General features: G+C 40.1%; 18 protein-coding genes and 1 pseudogene. 8 read left to right on the top strand and 11 right to left on the bottom strand.

What is annotated here, in order from left to right; all coding sequences use genetic code 11:
* The first annotated feature begins 18 nt into the window (after positions 1–18).
* From FTU22_RS05330 to FTU22_RS05320, 3 genes are read left to right on the top strand one after another with little or no spacing between them, the layout of a single operon-like run.
* Positions 19–1,371: a MacA family efflux pump subunit gene (locus tag FTU22_RS05330; protein WP_180093354.1), complete on the top strand. Its 1,353-nt coding sequence runs from the start codon at positions 19–21 to the stop codon at positions 1,369–1,371.
* Positions 1,372–1,373: 2 nt separating this feature from the next.
* Positions 1,374–3,353, top strand: a complete 1,980-nt coding sequence (locus tag FTU22_RS05325) for a MacB family efflux pump subunit (RefSeq protein WP_180093352.1) — start codon at positions 1,374–1,376, stop codon at positions 3,351–3,353.
* Positions 3,354–3,363: 10 nt separating this feature from the next.
* Positions 3,364–4,767, top strand: a complete 1,404-nt coding sequence (locus tag FTU22_RS05320; protein ID WP_180093440.1) for an efflux transporter outer membrane subunit — start codon at positions 3,364–3,366, stop codon at positions 4,765–4,767.
* A 257-nt stretch (positions 4,768–5,024) separates the two neighbouring features.
* On the opposite strand, the gene FTU22_RS05315 is transcribed toward FTU22_RS05320, so the two are convergent.
* From FTU22_RS05315 to FTU22_RS05285, 7 genes and pseudogenes are all read right to left on the bottom strand, one after another.
* Complete coding sequence (locus FTU22_RS05315; protein WP_180093350.1) at positions 5,025–5,444, bottom strand: hypothetical protein; 420 nt, start codon at positions 5,442–5,444, stop codon at positions 5,025–5,027.
* Between the two features lie 199 nt (positions 5,445–5,643).
* Positions 5,644–5,912, bottom strand: a pseudogene (locus FTU22_RS05310) (transposase); the annotation flags it as partial.
* Between the two features lie 75 nt (positions 5,913–5,987).
* On the bottom strand, positions 5,988–6,770 hold the full coding sequence (locus FTU22_RS05305; protein WP_180093348.1) for a tetratricopeptide repeat protein: 783 nt from the start codon (positions 6,768–6,770) through the stop codon (positions 5,988–5,990).
* 12 nt (positions 6,771–6,782) lie between these two features.
* Positions 6,783–7,886, bottom strand: a complete 1,104-nt coding sequence (locus tag FTU22_RS05300; RefSeq protein WP_180093346.1) for a hypothetical protein — start codon at positions 7,884–7,886, stop codon at positions 6,783–6,785.
* Between the two features lie 2 nt (positions 7,887–7,888).
* Positions 7,889–11,011 (bottom strand): type VI secretion system Vgr family protein, encoded by a 3,123-nt coding sequence (locus FTU22_RS05295; protein ID WP_180093344.1) that lies wholly within the window; start codon positions 11,009–11,011, stop codon positions 7,889–7,891.
* A 236-nt stretch (positions 11,012–11,247) separates the two neighbouring features.
* Positions 11,248–13,062, bottom strand: coding sequence for a tetratricopeptide repeat protein (locus tag FTU22_RS05290; protein WP_180093342.1), 1,815 nt, complete (start codon positions 13,060–13,062; stop codon positions 11,248–11,250).
* Between the two features lie 115 nt (positions 13,063–13,177).
* Positions 13,178–13,948: a ThiF family adenylyltransferase gene (locus tag FTU22_RS05285; RefSeq protein WP_180093340.1), complete on the bottom strand. Its 771-nt coding sequence runs from the start codon at positions 13,946–13,948 to the stop codon at positions 13,178–13,180.
* Between the two features lie 213 nt (positions 13,949–14,161).
* On the opposite strand from FTU22_RS05285, the gene FTU22_RS05280 reads away from it, so the two are divergent.
* Positions 14,162–14,602, top strand: coding sequence for a GNAT family N-acetyltransferase (locus tag FTU22_RS05280; protein ID WP_180093338.1), 441 nt, complete (start codon positions 14,162–14,164; stop codon positions 14,600–14,602).
* A 56-nt stretch (positions 14,603–14,658) separates the two neighbouring features.
* Here FTU22_RS05280 and orn read toward each other — a convergent pair whose 3' ends face one another.
* Positions 14,659–15,216: an oligoribonuclease gene (orn, locus tag FTU22_RS05275; RefSeq protein ID WP_067763591.1), complete on the bottom strand. Its 558-nt coding sequence runs from the start codon at positions 15,214–15,216 to the stop codon at positions 14,659–14,661.
* 125 nt (positions 15,217–15,341) lie between these two features.
* Here orn and rsgA point away from each other — a divergent pair, with 125 nt between their 5' ends.
* From rsgA to secB, 4 genes are all read left to right on the top strand, one after another.
* On the top strand, positions 15,342–16,400 hold the full coding sequence (rsgA, locus tag FTU22_RS05270) for a ribosome small subunit-dependent GTPase A (protein ID WP_180093336.1): 1,059 nt from the start codon (positions 15,342–15,344) through the stop codon (positions 16,398–16,400).
* Positions 16,401–16,493: 93 nt separating this feature from the next.
* Positions 16,494–16,901 (top strand): rhodanese-like domain-containing protein, encoded by a 408-nt coding sequence (locus FTU22_RS05265; protein WP_078189639.1) that lies wholly within the window; start codon positions 16,494–16,496, stop codon positions 16,899–16,901.
* A 20-nt stretch (positions 16,902–16,921) separates the two neighbouring features.
* The gene (gene grxC, locus FTU22_RS05260; RefSeq protein WP_078189640.1) at positions 16,922–17,176 is read left to right on the top strand and encodes a glutaredoxin 3; all 255 of its coding nucleotides are present in this window, start codon (positions 16,922–16,924) and stop codon (positions 17,174–17,176) included.
* 40 nt (positions 17,177–17,216) lie between these two features.
* Positions 17,217–17,672 (top strand): protein-export chaperone SecB, encoded by a 456-nt coding sequence (gene secB, locus FTU22_RS05255; protein WP_078189641.1) that lies wholly within the window; start codon positions 17,217–17,219, stop codon positions 17,670–17,672.
* A gap of 151 nt (positions 17,673–17,823) precedes the next feature.
* On the opposite strand, the gene FTU22_RS05250 is transcribed toward secB, so the two are convergent.
* The 3 genes from FTU22_RS05250 to FTU22_RS05240 form a co-directional block, all read right to left on the bottom strand.
* Positions 17,824–18,630, bottom strand: coding sequence for an enoyl-ACP reductase (locus FTU22_RS05250; RefSeq protein ID WP_180024423.1), 807 nt, complete (start codon positions 18,628–18,630; stop codon positions 17,824–17,826).
* Positions 18,631–18,782: 152 nt separating this feature from the next.
* The gene (locus tag FTU22_RS05245; RefSeq protein WP_180093334.1) at positions 18,783–19,604 is read right to left on the bottom strand and encodes a TatD family hydrolase; all 822 of its coding nucleotides are present in this window, start codon (positions 19,602–19,604) and stop codon (positions 18,783–18,785) included.
* An 8-nt stretch (positions 19,605–19,612) separates the two neighbouring features.
* Positions 19,613–20,569, bottom strand: coding sequence for an RsiV family protein (locus tag FTU22_RS05240; protein ID WP_180093332.1), 957 nt, complete (start codon positions 20,567–20,569; stop codon positions 19,613–19,615).
* Between the last annotated feature and the right edge of the window lie 21 nt (positions 20,570–20,590).

Raw genomic sequence — 20,590 nt, 5'->3', positions numbered from 1 at the left:
AACTTTTAACTGCCAATCATGCCAAAAATAAAACCAGCAAAATTGATCGTAGCCATCATCGTTGCTTTGGCAATCGTTGTCACTGCATGGCATTTCCTAAAACCTAAAGAAACTCAGCCGCAATATATTACTGCTGAAGTGAGTCGTGGTGACATTGAAAACTCTGTACTTGCAACAGGTGTACTTGAAGCAACCAAAATGGTGAGTGTTGGAGCGCAGGTTTCTGGTCAGGTGAAAAAGATGTATGTGCAACTCGGTGATGAAGTGAAACAAGGTCAGCTGATTGCCCGTATTGACTCGGTACGTCAGGAAAATGATTTAAAAACTGCAGAAGCCAGCATCAAAAACCAACAAGCGCAATTGGCAGTTAAACAAGCAAATCTTGCAAAAGTCCAAGCTGAATATAATCGTCAACAAGCAATGTACGCTCAAGACGCGACTAGTCGTGCAGAACTTGAATCTGCGCTAGCAAGTTATAAAACTGCGCAAGCTGATATTGCAGCCATTAATGCACAAATCGAACAATCACGTTTAACTTTAGCGACTGCAAAAGAAGACTTAGGCTATACACAAATTGTTGCACCTATGGATGGAACCATTGTGGCGATTGTGACTGAAGAAGGCCAAACCGTAAATGCCAACCAAAGTGCGCCAACCATTGTGAAATTGGCAAAACTCGACACCATGACCATTAAAGCTGAAATTTCTGAAGCCGATGTGATGAAAGTCCAAGAAGGTCAAAACGTTTATTTTACAACCTTGGGCGACAGTGAAACAAAACACTATGCTACCCTGCGCCAAGTTGAGCCTGCGCCAAACTCAATTAACACCGAAAGTAACAACAACACCTCTTCGTCTTCAAGTACTGCGGTTTACTACAATGCGTTATTTGATGTCCCAAATGAAGACGGTAAATTGCGTATTGATATGACTGCTCAGGTGTATATCATTTTAGATGAAGCCAAGAATGTCTTGACTGTACCTGCTGCAGCCGTTCAAACCTCGAACCGTCCACAACGTAGCCGTAATAATGCATCTGCAAATGGTGAATCTGCTGATAAAAAAGCCAGCGCAGAAGCTAGATCGAACAAAGACAATCCAAACCGTCCTAAACGTTTAGAACTGACTGAAGCTGAAAAAGCATTGGTCAAACAAGGTAAAGCCAGCGTTGCGATGGTTCGTGTACTACAAGCCGATGGTTCAGCTCAACCACAACAGGTATTACTCGGTTTAAATAACCGTGTGACCGCACAAGTGATCCGTGGCTTAAAACAAGGTGACAAAGTCGTGATAGCCGACGGTTCAGATACTTCAAATGATTCAGCGAAACGCAGCAACCGTGGTGGTGCTGGCGGCCCAATGAGAATGTAATCATGAGTCAACATCAAACACCTCTACTCGAGGTCAAGAATCTGACGCGTGAATTCCCTGCCGGTGAAAGCACAGTCCAAATTCTAAAAGGGGTGAATCTTGAGATTTACCCAGGTGAACTGGTGGCTATTGTAGGTCAGTCCGGTTCTGGTAAATCTACCCTCATGAACATTTTGGGGTGTTTAGATAAGCCAACCAATGGCAGCTACAAAGTCAAAGGGCGTGAAACTCGTGAACTTGAACCAGATGAACTGGCACAGTTACGCCGTGAATATTTTGGCTTTATTTTCCAGCGCTATCACTTACTCGGTGATTTGAATGCTGCAGGTAACGTTGAAGTTCCCGCAATCTATGCGGGTGCAGATGCAACCGAACGCAATGCACGTGCCAAGCAACTACTAACCGATCTTGGACTGGGTGAAAAAACCCAAAACCGTCCGAGCCAACTCTCGGGTGGTCAGCAACAACGTGTATCGATTGCGCGTGCCCTCATGAATGGTGGCGATGTTATTCTTGCCGATGAACCCACCGGTGCACTAGATAAGAATAGTGGTATTGAAGTGATGCGGATTTTGCGCGAACTCAATGCCAAAGGTCATACCATTATTTTGGTCACGCACGACCATAATGTTGCAAAAAATGCGACTAGAATTATTGAAATTTCAGATGGTAACATCATTTCAGATCAGCCCAATGTACCTGAAACAGATGATGAACCTTTAGAAAAACAACAACTCGTTCCAAACACACAGAAAAAAACCTCGAGCTGGCGCTCAGCCGTTGACCGTTTAGGTGAAGCCTTCCGTATGGCGATTTTAGCCATGAATGCTCACCGTATGCGAACATTTTTAACCATGCTCGGGATCATTATTGGTATCGCTTCTGTGGTTTCTGTTGTGGCTCTTGGGAATGGTTCACAAAAGCAAATTTTAGAAAATATCAGCAGTTTAGGTACCAATACCATCACGGTGTATCAAGGTCGAGGCTTTGGTGATAATTCCAGATCCTCCCAAGTAAAAACATTGGTTCCAGCCGATGCGACAGCCCTTGCTGAGCAACCTTATGTCGATGGCGTTAGTCCTTCGGTTAATTCATCTGTCACAGCACGTTTTAAAGATACAGAAGCGTCGACCACAGTGAATGGCGTGAGTGAAGATTTCTTCTATGTCAAAGGAATGAACTTCGCTTCGGGTCAACCTTTTGATAAAGAAAGCGTGACTGAGCAAGCGCAAGATGTGGTGATTGATAGTAATACTAAAAATACCTTCTTTGCAGATGGCACCAACCCTGTGGGTCAAGTGATTTTATTAGGCAGTGTGCCGAGCCGTATCATTAGCGTGATCGAAGAACAAAAAAGCATGATGGGTAACTCAGATAGCCTGAATGTGTATTTGCCTTATTCAACGGTCATGAGTCGTATGCTGGGGCAGTCGAACGTACGTAGCATCATTGTTCGAGTAAAAGATGAATACCCAAGTGCTGCGGCTGAGAACGCCATATTGAACTTGTTGGTGCAACGTCATGGCGCGCAAGATGTCTTTACACAAAACTCCGATAGTATCCGTGAAACCATTCAACAAACCACTGCAACAATGACCTTATTGGTGTCTGCGATTGCGGTGATTTCATTGATCGTCGGTGGTATTGGGGTCATGAACATTATGTTGGTTTCTGTGACTGAGCGTACTCAAGAAATTGGTGTACGTATGGCCGTGGGTGCCCGTCAAAGTGATATTTTACAGCAGTTCCTGATTGAGGCGGTGTTGGTGTGTATCTTAGGCGGTGTGCTTGGGGTTTTATTATCTTTAGGTATTGGACAATTGATTAGTCATTTTGCCGGTGGAACATTCCAAATGGCCTATTCAACGACGTCTATCGTTGCTGCATTTGTCTGCTCAAGTATGATTGGTATTGTGTTTGGCTTTATTCCTGCACGTAATGCCGCACAGCTTAACCCTGTCGATGCGCTTTCTCGCGAATAAGGAAATAATGATGCAAATGACCTTAACTAAACTTGCAAGTGCCTTCATTCTTGGAAGTAGCTTAGTCGGCTGTGCCGCTGTGGTTAAGACGCCGTATGAAGCTCCTGCAACACAAATCCCGACGCAATTTCAAAATGCGAAAGCCATGAGTCAGCAAGTTCATGCAGATACGTATGCTGACCAATGGTGGACATTGTTTAATGATGCTCAATTAAACCAGTTAGTGAATCAAGTTTTAGCTGCGAATACAGACCTCGCTGTTGCAGGTATTAATTTACAGCAAGCTCGACTACAAGCAGGTTTAGCTGAAAATAAACAAGGGCCACGCGTGAGTTCAAGTGTTTCAACTGGACATAACTTTGACCTTAACTCAGGTGATGACTCATCAAAAGGTGTATCACTCAGCGGTGGCGTTAGTTATGAAGTAGATTTATTTGGTCGCTTGGCCAGCCAAACTGAGGCAGCAAAGTGGGAAGCTTTAGCGACTGAACAAGACCTGCAAGCCACGGCCCAAAGCTTGATTGCAACAACAGCAAACCTATATTGGCAACTTGGCTATTTAAATGAGCGCTACAGTATTGCGCAGCAAAATTTGGCCAGTACGCAAAAAACCTATGACTTGGTCAAGGTGCAATATAAAGCCGGTGCTGTGTCAGGTTTAGATCTAACGCAAGCGGAACAATCTGTACAAAGTCAAAAAGCAACCTTAAGCCAAATTACCCAACAAAAAGTGGAAACACGTACTGCATTGGCTGTGTTATTACATCAACCTGTGCAACAACTGAATATTTCAGAGCCGCAGCGCCTACCTCGAATTGCATTACCGACGATTGCAGCGGGTTTACCAGCCGAGTTGTTGTCTCGCCGTCCAGATTTACAAGCAAGCGAGTTAAGATTACGTAAAGCTTTGGCAAATAAAGATGCAACGAAAGCGAGTTACTATCCTTCGATTAGCCTGACAGGTAGTCTAGGTTCAAGCAGTACGTCTTTGAGTAATTTATTGCAAAATCCTGCTTTGGCATTGGGTGCAAGTTTGAGTTTACCGTTCTTGCAATATAATGATATGAAGAAAGACCTTGCGATTAGTGACTTAGACTATGAAAAAGCCATTATTCAATATCGTCAGACCTTGTATCAGGCTTTTGCCGATGTGGAAAATGCACTATCCAATCGTACTGAGTTAAGCCAACAAGTTGCATTACAAGAACGTAATTTACAGCTTGCAGAAAAGACTGAGCGTTTGACTGAAGTACGTTATCGAAATGGTGCAATTGCGTTGAAAAACTTGCTTGATGCACAGGAGACCACACGTAATGCTCGACTGTCTTTGGTTCAAACCAAGCAAAGTCAATACAATGCTTATGTGACTTTGATGCAGGCGTTGGGTGGCAGTCCGATTCAGCAGTTGCCTTGATTAATATAAAAAAAGCCCGAAAGGGCTTTTTATTTCATTCTTTATCAAATTTGTAATTAAGACCACTAAAAAAATAAAATCTTTTCAATGTAAATTCCCAGAATATTAATACCATCAAGATTATGGCATATACCGAAAGATTTGACTTAATGCCAGACATCATTTCACCAGCATAAAATTCAAATGGTGAATTAATGACTATAAAATACGGTCCAATAAAAAGCATATATGAGACTATAGCCATTTGTGAAAAAAGACTACCCCCCAAACTTTTCCATTTTTTCTTCAAAATCAGCAGAATAACCATCTAAATTACCATCCACAACAAAATTATCATCTTTATATTTTTTCTGCATATTTTTAATCTTACTTAAACTTAATACTGTATCCAATATAAAAAATAAGAACATATATTTTAAAATAGTTACCCAATCATTATTTAAAGTTAAATATACTGCACCAAGCATTAATAATGAAATTACAAAAATAATTAAATACAGGAAAATAAAATATTTATTATTGTAATTTAAACGGCCAAAAAACCCAAAAACATAAATAGTTAAACTCCCTAGCAGAAGAACCCAAAAATAACCATAATAAAGATAAGACCAAAATGGCAACAGAAGGAATACTACGGTTGCTAAAAGAGATTTATTAATTAATTCAAATTTTTTCATTAGAATCTCAATTGCAAAGCCACAGTATAATCCAACCTGAAATCTTACTTATTGATTCAATAAGTTTTTTAATATTTACAGCAAAACAATCTTGTATCTCATTTAAAAGATATTTTATTCCACCAGTGAAATTTAGATAATAACTATCGAGAACGTCAATAAGAAATCCTATTACAAAACCAACTATTAATCCAACGACTAACACAGCTACGAATGGAGCTGTGACACCCACTAAAGCTGTAAGGATAAAAGAAGTAACCATACGCAAGGCTGTCTAAACGGGAATTTAATCATTAGCCAATATTGAATGGCTGTATCGGAGTAGGTTTGACTTCGACCTTGTGGTTGTGCACACCATTGTATTTCGGGATCGAACCAAATAGCAATATTCCCACGATTAATGAGAGTTCAGTTATATTATATGGACCAATTCGTTGTACGGTAGATTTTAGGTATAGGCTTCTTCATTCGGAAATTATATTGCTGAAGAAGCCCTCAAGAATAGCTTTGTGCAACAAAGCCTTTTAATTCCTAAAACTAAATTCAACTTTTAGCCAACTCGTCAAGTGCCACTTTAGCTTCTTTCACGCCATTGAAATTTGCAAGTTTGAACCATTGTTTCGCTTTTTCTTCATCATTGAAATGAATTAAATAAATGTATCCTAGATTATATTGAGCCATACCATAATTCTCATTAGCTAACTCTTCATATATTTTTTTTGCTTGAGAAATATCTTCTTGTTTCAAGTAATAATTACCTAAATTAAATTTGGCACGCTGATGACCTTGTTTAGCTGCATCCCTATAGAGTTGAATCCCTTTTTTTTCATCCTCTTCTACCCCATCACCCTGATAATACATCGTTCCTAAAGTAAATTGAGCTTCCGAAAATCCTTTTTTTGCGGATTGCTCAAAATATTTTAATGCTTGCACATTGTTCTGCTTTACATATTTTCCTTCTTTATACATTACTCCTAAATTATAGAATGCCGCTGGCTCCTCGGATTTTGCTGCTTTTTCCAACCAAAAAAATGCTTGTTCATAGTTCGTGCTAGTACCAACACCATCATAATACATTTGTGCTAAATCAACTTGAGCTTTAGTGTGACCTTGCTCAGCAACTTTTTTAAAAATTTCAAATGCATGTTTATAGTCTTTTTCTTTCCCATTTGTCCCTAAATAGTAATCCTCTCCTTCCTTATACAAGTCTACGAGACTGATATTTTTCTGATCCTTATTACTCTCAGTATTGTAATGTTTATCGCATCCAATAAATATAATACCAAACACAAGACACAATAATAGTGAACATAATTTTTTCATCATAAAATTAACCATTTAATCTGCTAAATAGGGATGATTTGCCCTTCCCGGATCTTCTTTAATAACTCTATCATGTTCTTTTTTTGCTGCAGCAGTTTCAAGCTTATTAATTATTACTACAGCTTCAATTACGCCAGTAGAAACTTGTAGCATGGTATCAGTTTCACCCACAGCCTCACCCGCCATACCACCTAACTCACTACCTGAATAATGGTATGCTATTCCACAAGCCCCACCTATAACTAAAGCATTTCTTGGATTTGGTATCTCTTTAATTGCAGCTCTAAGACAAACACCTGCAAGCGATACTCCCACTGCTTCTCCGACCTTACCCCCGGCTACCTCACCAACTTTTTTTGATAATCCTTTTGCATCTTTATCTTTAACAAAACCATACACTTCTAAAGCATCTTTACCATCTCCAACTACACCTACTTTACTATTGTGTTGATCTATTTTATCAATTAGAGGAGCAAATTTTTGCGCTTTTAAATTTTGTTTAGCTTGAATTTCCTTATCAACTTCAGAATTATTATTATAAATTTTAATATTAGTAAGTTCTTTCATTCGTTGCATAGTCAACTGTGGACCCTTCGTATGAATTAAGCCCCAATGAAAAGTTTTGTTTTCAAGAACCTTAGCACCTGTAAGCATTACACCAACATAACCACTAGCTTCAACAGTATCATCTATTGATTTCTCAACTTTTTCTTTTACAACTTTTTTATTTTTCTCTGATTTTTCCTGATTTTTCTTTGCTTCTTCGTAAAGTTGCTGACTCTTATAAGGGATAAAAACAGCATTCCCTTTACTATTTCTATTATTACCAGGTGTCTTAGTTGTATCAACGGATGTAGGATACCTAAACACCGAATCACTATAGGTACCATTCAGTGTAGGTTGAACTTTTACTTTAAACTTTAATTTTTTATCTTTATATAAATAAAATTTGACTAAATCATTCTTTCCACACTCAAAAACTTTTGTACAAAAGTTTGCATCTAATTTGGAATCATTTGGAGTGGATTTTTTTGTTGTTTCGTTTACAAAAGAATAAGTTAAACTTTTTGCTAAATTTCTATCACTACAAATAATTTTTAGCCTTGCCTTATAATTCATAGTTATATCTCCTGATCCTGATAATAACTTCGTAAATAATCCCCTTTATCACCACCTTCCGGCAATAAATCTATATCTACTAATATTTTAGGACTTATTAAAACCAACTCTCTAATAAAATTGCTTTCAATCTTAAACATTGGTTTATATTCAGAGTTATTAAATCGTTTAATCGCAATACAAGGTTGTTTTACTTTATTTGAGATAAATTTTGCTTCTCCATTCGCATCACTTTTAAGAGAAGCTAAGACATTAGAATTATCATCTAGTAATCTAAACATCAAATTTGAAATTGGATCACCATTAAAATCTACAAATTTCACATAGGTTTCATCTTCTTTAGTTCCGCCTAATCTAGAAGCATAATAAAACCACTCTTCGCCTCCAATAAGAACTTTTACCTTCTCAGCTTTATTTGATTTTAATCGACTAGTACGTCCATATTCATCTAAATTACCTTTTACTAACTTTCCATCATCATAAACTGCTGAGAATTTTAAAGCTTCAAAATCTTGTTTAGGAAATATACTTACTATATCGACTTTATTACTATACGTTGTCTCTGCAAATGGTAAATTAGGTAAAAAATAATTCACTTTACTTCCAAGTATAAACTTATGCTGCCCCGCTTTCGCCTCAAATTTTCCACCTGTAGTTGGAAACACACCTGAAGCATTTATTTTGATCTGTGAACCACCCGCCGTTAAATTAATCTCTTTAGGGCTGGTGATATATACCGTATCTTCGGTTGAAATAATCTGAATGCCTTTACGTGCAATGAGGTCTGCCCCATCACCTTGCGCCTGAATCTCAACCTTTCCCTTCCCTGCAAATGCTCTCAATCCTTCTTGTGCTGCAAATAAACTGATTTTTTTACCGGCATGGCCAATTAAGGATTTTTGCGTGGAAATGTTCATACTCTCGCCTGCAGTTTGGCTGATCCGGCCATTTGCAGATACATGGATATATTCATTACTGCTTAAAGCAATCGAATTGGGTGAAGCCAACACCATGACAGCAGACTTAAATTCTGCTGCCTTTTTCTCATCTTTTTGACTTAAAATTTCGATAAATGCTTGAAGCCCTTCCAAAACGTCCAGTGGGTCTGTCTGCTGATTCTTAGCAACTTCACTTAAAGCCTTAGAGTTCTTTAAGGAACTTTCAATTTGGCTCTTGGCTTCATTTGCATCTAAATGCTCACCTTTGGCCCCATCTTGTTTATAAGTCGAAACCAATAAACCTTGTCCTGCTCGTACTGCACCCCATTGGTCGGTTCTAAGTTCGAAGCCTTCGCCTCGATCTTCACTTTCTGCTTTATCTTTTGGATGACTGAGCTTACCGAGGTTCAGTTGGCTCGCACCATGACTACTTTGTAGCTGGGTACTAATTTGCCCCGTGGTGTCATCAAAGCGTAATTGACCAAAACCCTCTCCCGCCACTTCTTTGGAACGAATTCCCGCAAGTTTTTTGGTATCGGGTAATTGTCCTTTATTGTCAAATTTAGTAGGACTACGCTGCGCTTCATGAATACGACCCACGACAAAAGGTCGGTCAATGTTGCCATCAAAGAAATCGACGACAACTATTTCACCAATTCGAGGTAAGAAGCGTGCGCCATAACCTTCGCCGGCCCAAGGCGTCAGTACATCAACCCAAGCCGAGTCTGTGTCATTATTATTCGCACCTGCACCGCCATCATGACCATGATCATCGGAACGGGTAAATAGGAAACGGACTTTTATCCGTCCCCATTCATCAACATGGATTTCTTCACCGGCAGGACCCACAACTTTGGCACGCTGTGGATGTGTTACTGGTCGATGTGTAAGTGGATTAAATTCAGGAACGGTCGTAATATTTCGACGTTGCAAAGCCAAGGTATTGGCTTGGCGTTCATCCGCATCGCTTTGTTTGACTTGCCACTGACTTTGATGGATCAGTTGTGTAACTTGATCGGTTAAGTCTTTGGGTAAATTATTTTGGTTATAAAAAGACTTAGATAAAATCAAAAACTCTTGATCTGCACCACTATGCTGGTCAATCTCTGGATGCTCATCCAATTTGAACCAATAACCAACTTGTGTATCACGCACGGTACTTTTAGCAATAAATTGTTTGGCTTGAGCCGCATAATAATCACTAAAATTTTGATTGAGACGTTCTACTTGAGCACTATTAGAAGCTGTTGCAGCATCTTCACCATTCAGATCTTGCGTCCATGCAGGGCTCACATGCCATGCCTGCTCTAAGCTTAAGCTCGCATTATCTTGATTTTGGCTATGTAGGTGCTTGCTTTGTACTGCACCACCCCCCTCGTCCTGTTCAAGCACATCCGCCTGCCATCGTTGCACATGTACCGACGTCGGTTGCAAACTGCGGTGACCTATAAAACTGGTCATACTGTCATTTTTTTCAGTCGCACTACTGCGATGAAAACGGATATTACGTCGCTCCAAAGCTTGATATTGGCTATTATCATCAATCAAACGTAGCTTTTGAGCTGCTATGGGTGTCGCAGACGATGTTACAAAAGATTGAGCTTCATCAACCAACCAATGAATGCCTTCACTGCGTAATAAGCGGGTAATAAAATCATAGTCGGTTTCATTACTTTGCATCATGAATGGTCGAACGTCATACTCTTTTTTTAAGCCACTTAAGTCCAAACTTAAGCTCGCTGCAAAAAGTGGGCTCTTTTTTTGCCATTCCTTAAAAATAATCTCGACTACATCTTTGACCGATTTATTCATAAACACACGGCTATTACGACGCTTATGCCATAGTGCTGTTGCATCTTCTAAGGTCAACTTATATAGCGTTAATGCACCATCACTTTGGCCTTGAAATGCTTCTGTAATGATCCCGGTAATACGAAAAAGTTGCCCCGCATCGGTCACCTGATCGATTGCGACTTGCGTACCAATAAATTGTTTCAGTTCGAGCGTGGCAGAAGTTGAGAGACAGATGAGCTGAACATTCAAACCTTCACTTAAGGCATGTTCCCCATCAATACGTTGCAAGAATACTTGTTCATTCAGCGTGGTATTGGAAAATTGAATATGCAAGGCACGTTTTTGTGGACTAATGCCCAATTTCTCAAGTGCAGAATAAATATTGTTCAGCATCGTTATTATCTAAAATCAGATTTTTATAAAATATGCGGGGTATTTAATCAAAAAAACTCATATTTTTCTAGGCATAAACTGCCTGCTTTGTTGGGTTTTATGTAAGTAAAAATTCAAATTTCCACATCAATTCTTTATGTTATTTTTACTCTATTTATTTCTGCATTAAAAAAATATAGAGACCATCAAACTAAACTTCAGGTCTCTTCATACCACCTTACTGCTTTGCATCGCGATTAATTGGTATATAAAAATGCGTGAATATTCTCCAATTGCTCTTGTGCTTCGACATAGCCTTGCAAGGCCGCTTTTTCCAAATATTGCTGTGCAATTTTAAGATCACGCTCTACGCCCATGCCATGAATATATAAATAGCCCAATCGCGTTAACGCCGCAGCATTCATCCCCTGAGCCGCTTGTGCATAATAACTATGTGCCTGAGTTAAATCTTGCTGCACACCCAAACCATGTTCTGACATTTCACCAAGCTGGTACAAGGCAGTCACATTTCCTAATCCCGCCGCTTGCGAGAAATACTGCAACGCTTGTTGGAAATCTTGTGTTCCCCATTGTCCTTTTAAGTTAACCAGACCCAGTTGCGTAAGTGCATCAGGATGGCCTAATTTCGCCGCCATCAACAATGCTCGCTGGGTTTGAGCTTCATCAAACTGTAGATCAGGCAAGATATTGTCCACGGCTAAACGGTAGAGATACCAAGCAGCATCCTGCGAACCTTGTTCTGCGGCTTTTTCCAGATAACTCAGACACTGATCACAATGTGGTAAAGGATATTCTGGCAATGCATAAAAACGTCCAATCACATAATTCTGATCGGCGACACACGTAATGGACATATCATTTAAATGCCTAGCAGCTTCAATTAAAAGTTGCTGTGCTTGCTTGATATTTCGCTCAACACCGACGCCGTGTAGATAGCATAGGGCCAAACCGACTTGGTTAATGAATAATGGTTTGAATTGATACGCTGTTTGATATAACTCAAATGCTTTTTGCGGATCATCACGAACCAAATACTTTTCAAAATACAGTGCGGCAATAAGACTAATCGCTTCAGCATCTTTAAGTTGAGCAGCTTCGGTCAGAAAGCGAAAACCTAAAGTTTCCTGCTTCTCCAAGTACCAACCATGAAAATGTGCAATGCCTAATAATCGGCTGGCTGCAGCAACTTTGTGCTCTTTGGCCTGCTGCAAAAGGTCATGATAAACCCGCTGACGCTGATCGACGTCGATTTTACCCATCAATACTGCTTGATAATATTCATACAACTGCTGCTGGTGCCCGAGTAGCAATCCTCGCTTTAAATATTGCAATGACTTTTCATCATTTTGCGCAAGATACTTTCCTTGAGCATAGAACTGCTGCAATTGCTGAATAGCCGCCATATGGTCTTGTTGAGCAGCTTTCAGTAAATATTCCAATCCTAGAGCAATATTTGGCGTGGCTTGGTTTAAATAGAACTGTGCCAATTGATACTGTGAATTGGCATGTCCATTGTCCGCATTTTTTTGCAACAAATCTAAATGTTGTTGCTCGGCATGTGTCTGATCTTCTGGGTTTAATTCGGCGAGTCGATATTGTGCATCCAAATGACCGCGTGAAATCGCATGTCGATACCAATACTGCGCTTTTTCAAGATTGGGTACACCGCCATAGATACCTTCTTCAACTTGCCCCAATACATATGCAGCATCATCGCTGCCTAAACTATTGGCTTTTTCCAATAGAGCCAGCGCATTTTCCACACTGACTTCTCTGCCTAAGCCTTGTAAATGCATCTGTCCCATAGCGACATAGGCCTGTGGAATTTCATGCTGTTTGGCCAAATTTTGATACAACTCATAGGCACGCGCATAGTCGGTTGGTGCATCAAGCATTAAACGTTCTGCAAATTTCAGCTGTGCATCTAATTGGTCTATCCACAAGTCATGCCCAACCGCTTTAGCCTGATCGCGTTTCACTGGATCGGGTCTTTTCCACATCCAAAACGCAAGTGCTCCCATCCCCAAAATTAGTATCAGTAAAAACCACATACTCGCCCCAAAAAAATCAATATTTTAATTATTCCAACATTGTGTCTGATTTTAATTCTATATACAAAAAAAGCACCGAATTTGGTGCTTTATTTTTTTCAAAATGAGATAACTGTCATGCTTTTGCTCGTTTTGCATCAAGTTTTTTGAGCACCTCTGACACAGCCACCATCGCAAAGCTGGACGTCACCACTACTGCTGAACCATATCCACCACAACGTAGGCCCGCACTTGGACAAACATCAGCACTGGAAAATGGATTATCAATCGAATAAACACAGGTAATCCCAAACTTTTCTTTCGGCTTTTTACAAATGCCTTTGCCGCGTAATTGTGTGCGCAATTTGGCTAACATCGGGTCTTGCTCTGTTCTTGATAAATCTGCGACTCGGATTTTCAGCGGATCAAGTTTACCCCCTGCTCCACCGGAAACGATCAACGGAATTTTATTAAAACGGCAATGTAGCATTAAGGCAAATTTGGCCTTCACATCATCAATACAATCTAAAATTAGGTCAGGAGCACCTGCCAAAATTTCTTTGACGTTTTCGGGTGTGAGATAATCATCAATCAAATTTATTTTGATTCGGGGATTAATCCCACGGCATCGCTCTGCCATCACTTCAATTTTTTCATGTCCCAATGTCGTGCTCATGGCAGGCAATTGTCGATTAATATTCGATGCAGCAACGACATCCATATCGACCAAGGTCAGCTCACCAATACCAGTACGCGCTAAAGCTTCGACCGCCCATGAGCCTACACCACCAATCCCTATCACCATGACATGACTTTTTTCATAATGATGAAAACTTTCATCACTATATATTTTGGCTACGCCAGCAAAACGGCGGTCATATTCATCATCTTGGAGCAGTTCAGTCATAGGTTTGGAGGCAGTGTTAAATCAGCCGCCATTTTAGCAAATTCACTGCTTTTTTTCTTTGATAAAACGCAATTCAGCATTCAGCATTCAGCAGTCAGCGCAACAGAGCGGCATTCGCATCAGGTCTAAATCCATCAAAATAAACATTTACAGCGAATGGAGGTCTGCTTTAAAAAGTATAACCATAGATCTAAAACTCAAGTGTGTATTGCCATGGATATCCATCCTCTGCCAAATAATTTAAAAATTACCGATGACAAAAATGAAATAGATTTAGATACCGTGCATCGCTTTTTAAGCCATACCTATTGGTCAAAAGATATTCCAAAACATGTGGTGAAAAAAGCGATTGAAAACTCTTTGGCCGTGGCCTTACTTCTCGATGATGAACTCATCGGTTTTGGTCGTGCTATTACGGATTATGCAACTTTTGCTTATTTAGCCGATATTTATGTCGCCGATGAGCATCGAGGCAAAGGCTATTCAAAATTAATTGTGAGTACTTTATTTGAAAAATGTGGCGCCGCAGATCTAAGACGCATGTTGCTTGCGACGGCGGATGCACATGGTTTATATCGTCAATTTGGCTTTACCGATTTGGCTCAACCTGCAAGTTTTCTCGAGATTCATCAAGCCAACATCTATCAACGATAGAGAAAATATCTCGGATAAAAAAAAGAGGCTTTCGCCTCTTTTTCGATCTTACAACCTTAGTCTTTATTCATAATAAAGAAATATTCACGGTAGTATTTAAGCTCTGCAATCGAGTCACGGATATCATCCATTGCTAAATGCGAGGCATTTTTCTTCAAGCCCCCCATGATCTCTGGGCGCCAGCGTTTCGCCAATTCTTTCACTGATGATACATCGAGATTACGGTAGTGGAAGTATTGTTCCATTTCAGGCATTAAACGATGCAAGAAACGACGATCTTGGCAAATTGAGTTACCACACATCGGTGATGATTTTGGATTCACCCATTTTTTCAAAAATTCTAAAGTTTGCTGTTCAGCATCTTGTGCTGTCAATTTACTACGACGTACACGTTCGATTAGGCCTGATTGACCATGTTGGCGAGTATTCCATTCATCCATTGCATTGAGCACACGGTCAGACTGATGTACCGCAAGCACAGGCCCTTCCGCCAGAATATTTAAATTATCATCCGTCACAATTGTTGCAACTTCAATAATCTGGTCGTTATCTGTATCTAGACCTGTCATTTCAAGGTCAATCCAAATCAGGCGTGTATCAGGTGTGCTGCTCATAAATGTGCAATCTTATTAGGCTGTAAAAATGAACATAGTAGCAAATTTATTGGGCTTGCGCTGTAAATAGACCCTGCTTTCATGCTATTTTTGCCATCTAGTTTTCATGGTTTTTTAGGATATGAATGGCTTTAATTCGTAAGCGCCGACTGACTGAACAGCAGCAACGTCGCATTCAGAAGCAACATAAATCTCGTCAGGAAGAAATCGATACTTCTGCAGATTTGGAAGGCTTGGTCGTCCAACATTATGGTCGTCAACTTGAAGTTCAAGCGCTGTCTACACCCGACCAACATCCTGAAAAACCCATTGTGCAAGCAGGTGAACCTGAACCCCATTGGAAACCCATCGAATTAGGCAGTGTTTGGCGCTGCCATACCCGTACCAATCTCGAATTATTGGTGACGGGTGACCGTGTCAAATGGCAAGCTGACCCGATCACAGGTTTAGGGATTATTACCGCGATTCATCCACGTCAATCTTTACTGACACGCCCTGACCGTTATCACAAAGTGAAACCTGTCGCAGCCAATGTCAGCCTGATTGTGATTGTATTTGCACCACTTCCTGAGCCAGCACCAGGCCTGATTGATCGCTATTTGGTGGCCTGTGCAGATGCAGATATTCCTGCTCTCTTGGTCATGAACAAATCAGACTTATTAAAAGACAATGATCCTATTCTTAGTTTGTTAGATGAATACCGAAATTTGGGTTATGAAGTTTTACAAACACAATCTGATGGCGATTTAACTGAATTATCAAACCGTCTTTCTGGTGAAACAGTAGCCTTTGTTGGTCAGTCGGGTGTCGGTAAAAGTACCCTGATTAATGCCATCGTTCCTGAAGCGGCGCAGAAAACCAATATCATTTCTGAAAACTCCGCGCTCGGTCAGCACACCACCACCTCTACGCGCTTAATTGCGTTTGGTGAAGGTTCTGCATTGATTGATTCACCAGGAATCCGTGAATTTGGTTTATGGCACTTAGAATTGGAAAAAGTTCAGCAAGGTTTCCCTGAGATCGAGTCACATTTGGGCTATTGCCAGTTCCGTAACTGTACGCATAAACATGAAAAGCAATGTGCGCTTAGAATGGCGGCTCAAAATGGCGAAATTTTACCGCGCCGATTAGACAGTTATTTACGTCTGATCGACGAAATCACGGAAGCGCAGCAAAAAAATTAATTTTTATTCTGTTCATGCCCTTGAAGGGGTGATTTTGATCACCATATTTATGGGCTATACTCTTGGCAATTTAAAATTGTAGTTAGGTGAATTGTGGAACGTTGGTTCGAATTTATGGGGAATCACCCCTTCTTATTTGGAACGCTGGCTGTATTGGTCGTGCTGTTCTTTATTCTTGAAGGCCAGCGTAATGGTCGCAAAATTTCACCTCAATCTTTAGGGATTTTAGTTAAAGCTAAAAATGCTCAATTGATTGACTTACGTGATGCGAAAGACTTCCGCGAAGGTCATATTAGCGGTAGCCGTAATATTCCATATAGCCAAATTACAAAACACATTGAAGAGTTAAAAACTTCTGATCGCCCGTTGGTTTTTGTATGTAACCTTGGTCAAGTGGCAGGTTCTGCATTGCAACAAGTCGGTCATGCAGATGCATACCGTTTAGACGGCGGCATTAGCAACTGGAAAGCTCAAGGCTTACCTCTAGTTAAAAGCAAATAAGCGCTTCTTAGGAGATTAACATGGCTGAAGTTACGATTTATTCAACAACTGTATGTCCTTACTGCATTCGTGCAAAACAGCTCCTAGAGCGTAAAGGCGTGGCTTATAAAGAAATTAATTTATCAAATGAAGCGCCTGAAGTACGTGTTGAATTGATGCAACGCACCAACCACCGTACCGTTCCTCAAATTTTTATTAATGATCAGTTTATTGGCGGTTTTGACCAACTTTATGCTTTAGAGCGTGAAGGCAAACTCGACGGCATGCTATCTTAATTTTAAACATAAATCGTCACCTCATATTAAGGAATAAACAATGAGTGAAGAACAACAAGCTCAACCACAATTGGCATTAGAGCGTATTTATACTAAAGATATTTCTTTCGAAGTACCTGGGGCTCAAGTATTTACTAAAGAATGGCAGCCTGAACTAAATATTAACCTTTCTTCTTCTGCAGAAAAAGTTGATCCAACACACTTCGAAGTTTCACTGAAAGTTGTCGTTCAAGCGAACAATGCGGGTGACACTGCATTTATCGTTGACGTTACTCAAGCAGGTATCTTCCTGATCGATAGCGTTGAAGAAGAACGTCTTCCTTACATTCTTGGTGCTTACTGCCCAAATATCTTGTTCCCATTCCTACGTGAAGCTGTGAACGATATGGTTACTAAAGGCAGCTTCCCACAATTATTGCTTACACCAATTAACTTCGATGCTGAATTCGAAGCGAATTTGCAACGTGCACAAACTGCTGCTGAAGGCCAAGCTTAATCGCTTATCTTCAAATCTAAAAAAGACCGCTTTTGCGGTCTTTTTTATTGCTTTTTAGCTTCCCCCCCTTTACTAAAAGGGGATATGAGGGGGATTTACTTCTACTTAACAAAATCCCTCCCACCCTCCCTTTTAAAAAGGGAGGAGCAAATTACTCAGCATCCATCATTAAGTCAGCGCTCATACCTACAGTATTAAAGCCTGCATCAACATACAGAATTTCACCTGTAATACCATTTGCCCAAGGTGAGCAAAGGAACAATGCTGCATTACCGACATCTTCAATAGTTACATTGCGTTTAAGTGGTGCGACTTTTTCATTTAGATCTAACATTTTACGGAAAGATTTAATCCCTGAAGCCGCTAAGGTACGAATCGGACCTGCTGAAATCGCATTTACACGAATACCTTCAGTGCCAAGACTTGTTGCCAAATAACGTACGCCTGCTTCTAGTGACGCTTTTGCCATACCCATAACGTTATAGTTTGGCATTACGCGTTCAGAACCTTGGTAAGTCAGCGTCAATAAGCAACCTTGACGTGCAGCCAATAAAGGTTTTGCCGCACGAGCCATCGCAATAAAACTATATGCGCTGATGTCGTGAGCAATTTTAAAACCTTCACGGTCGGTAATATCAGTGAAATCGCCATCTAAAGTATGTGCCGGTGCAAAACCAATTGAATGCACAACACCATCTAGACCATCCCAATGTTTAGCAAGTTCAGCAAAAGCGGTATCAATTTCAGCGTCCACTGCTACATCACATGGGAAAACTAAAGTTGAACCAAATTGTTCAGCAAAATCATCTACACGTTTTTTTAATTTTTCGTTTGGATAAGTAAAAGCCAGTTCTGCACCTTCGCGATGTAAAGCTTGCGCAATACCAAATGCGATTGATAACTTACTTGCAATACCCGCAATTAAAAAGCGTTTGCCAGCCAATAGTCCTTGTGCCATGTGAAACTCACTCAAAATAATTTAACAGCATAATGCCAAGTCTAAAGCATTTTAGAAATTGCATAATGCGCCTTTTTTTAGAAAACCATCATTGCATGCACAATGCGAATAAAAACCAGATTCAATCAAGCAGCATCAATATTTGTTGCCGCTTAAGCGTCCAGATGCAATGCTTGTAATGAATTTTTCCATAATATATCTGCAATCTCAGATTCAGTACGGTTTAAGCTCTGAGCCAAACCCTGCAATACATAGGGCAAATTAACAGGCGTATTGCGAGTACGCCCTTCTGTCGAATGCTGACAACATAAAGGTGTCATATCTGGACAGTCGGTTTCTAAGACCAAATGTGCCGCCCCTAAAGTCTGAACCACTTGCTGTAATTTTTTTGCATTGGGATTGGTGATTTGCCCTGTTACACCAATTTTAAAACCTAGCTTGGTAAATGCCTTCGCTTCTTCAACACCACCACTAAATGCATGTGCAATACCACCGAGCTTAAATTGATGCTTTTTCAACATCGAAAGCACCTCCGCATGGGATTTACGAATATGCAGCAATATTGGTTTATCAAACTGCTGTGCTAACTCAAGTTGTGCGGAAAAATACTGCTGCTGCTTTTGAAAAAGTTCAGGCTGCTTATGCTGTTTCAAAAAGGTATCTAAACCTATTTCACCCACAGCAACACAATCATGCTGCTTTAGCATCTGTTCCACATCGAACAAATGTTCTGTACGATGTTGCTCAATATAAAACGGATGTAAGCCGGGAGCTAAATAGCTTGTTGGAACATTGGATAAACGAGCTAAAAACTCTTGGGTATGCAGCAAATCTTGAAAACGTGACTGTACAAAACCAATTAATACCAAAGCATCGACACCCGCCTGTTTGGCAGCATACGCCAACTGTTCCCGATCAGCGTCAAAATCGGGAACATCAAAATGCGTATGCGTATCAAACAGTGAGTAAGTCATTGAACTAATTAATTTGCTTTTGCGGCTGAGGCTTCAACAGCTTCAACTGGAGGTAGATATTGCTTTTTCAATACACTTTGCAATTGATCATACGGAATGGTCAAGCGAGGTAAACCCACCACATACGGCCCAATTTCATATTCAGCATATTGCAAAATTAAACCTTGCTGACTCAGATAAAAATTATCAGACAGTTTAAATTTCCAAATCTGTTCGTATTCTTGAATATTGTCTGCCAACTTGGCATCTTTCACCCAAGTTTTAAATACTTCATAGCCCCGCTTTTCAAGCTCAGCACGTTGATTTGGCAATAATATGTCGTTGAGCTGCACCAATTTTTGAGTGCTTAAATCAAAGTTGTAATATTGCTGTGCAGAAGAACCATGCGCTCCACCTAAATATGAACTGGTATTTAAAACCACTGTTGCCAAGGGTTTTTCAGCATTTAATATTTTAGGTTTAATCATCAAACTGATTTGCTGATTGGCACTTAAAGATTTCAATTCTTTATCTAACTTTAAGAACGCTTGCATATAAGGCTGCGTGGCTTTTTCCAATTTTAATTTGGGCGTTTCAACCTTTGCCAAAGCAGATTTTGCTTCAGACGCTGCAGGAACTTCACTTGCAGCGGGAGCATCAGTGCTCAGCGTCTTATCTTCTAAAGGCGAAACAGACAAAATTTCGCCTAACTGTTTTAGAATTTCCGCATCAATAAATTCATCAATAAAGGCTTGATTACTGTTTAAGCGTTCAACTGAAATTTCAGGACAGACCCCGCCATCACATTCAGGTAAATTCAGTTGTAATTTTTCCGCATCACCAATCAGTTTTGCACTCAAATCTGGCTGTTCAGTTTTGGCTTGATCCGGCTTTTTTTCAGGTTCAGCTTGTTGTGGCTGACACGCCGTGAATGCAACAGAAACTGCCAATATTGAGCTTGCCCAAATTTTATTTTTTTGCACCATTGCTTCAACCTTTCATTTCGA

It is taken from the genome of Acinetobacter sp. YH12076, from assembly GCF_013419525.1.
Taxonomy (GTDB): Bacteria; Pseudomonadota; Gammaproteobacteria; order Pseudomonadales; family Moraxellaceae; genus Acinetobacter; species Acinetobacter amyesii.
This window is presented reverse-complemented; position numbering and strand designations above follow the sequence as displayed.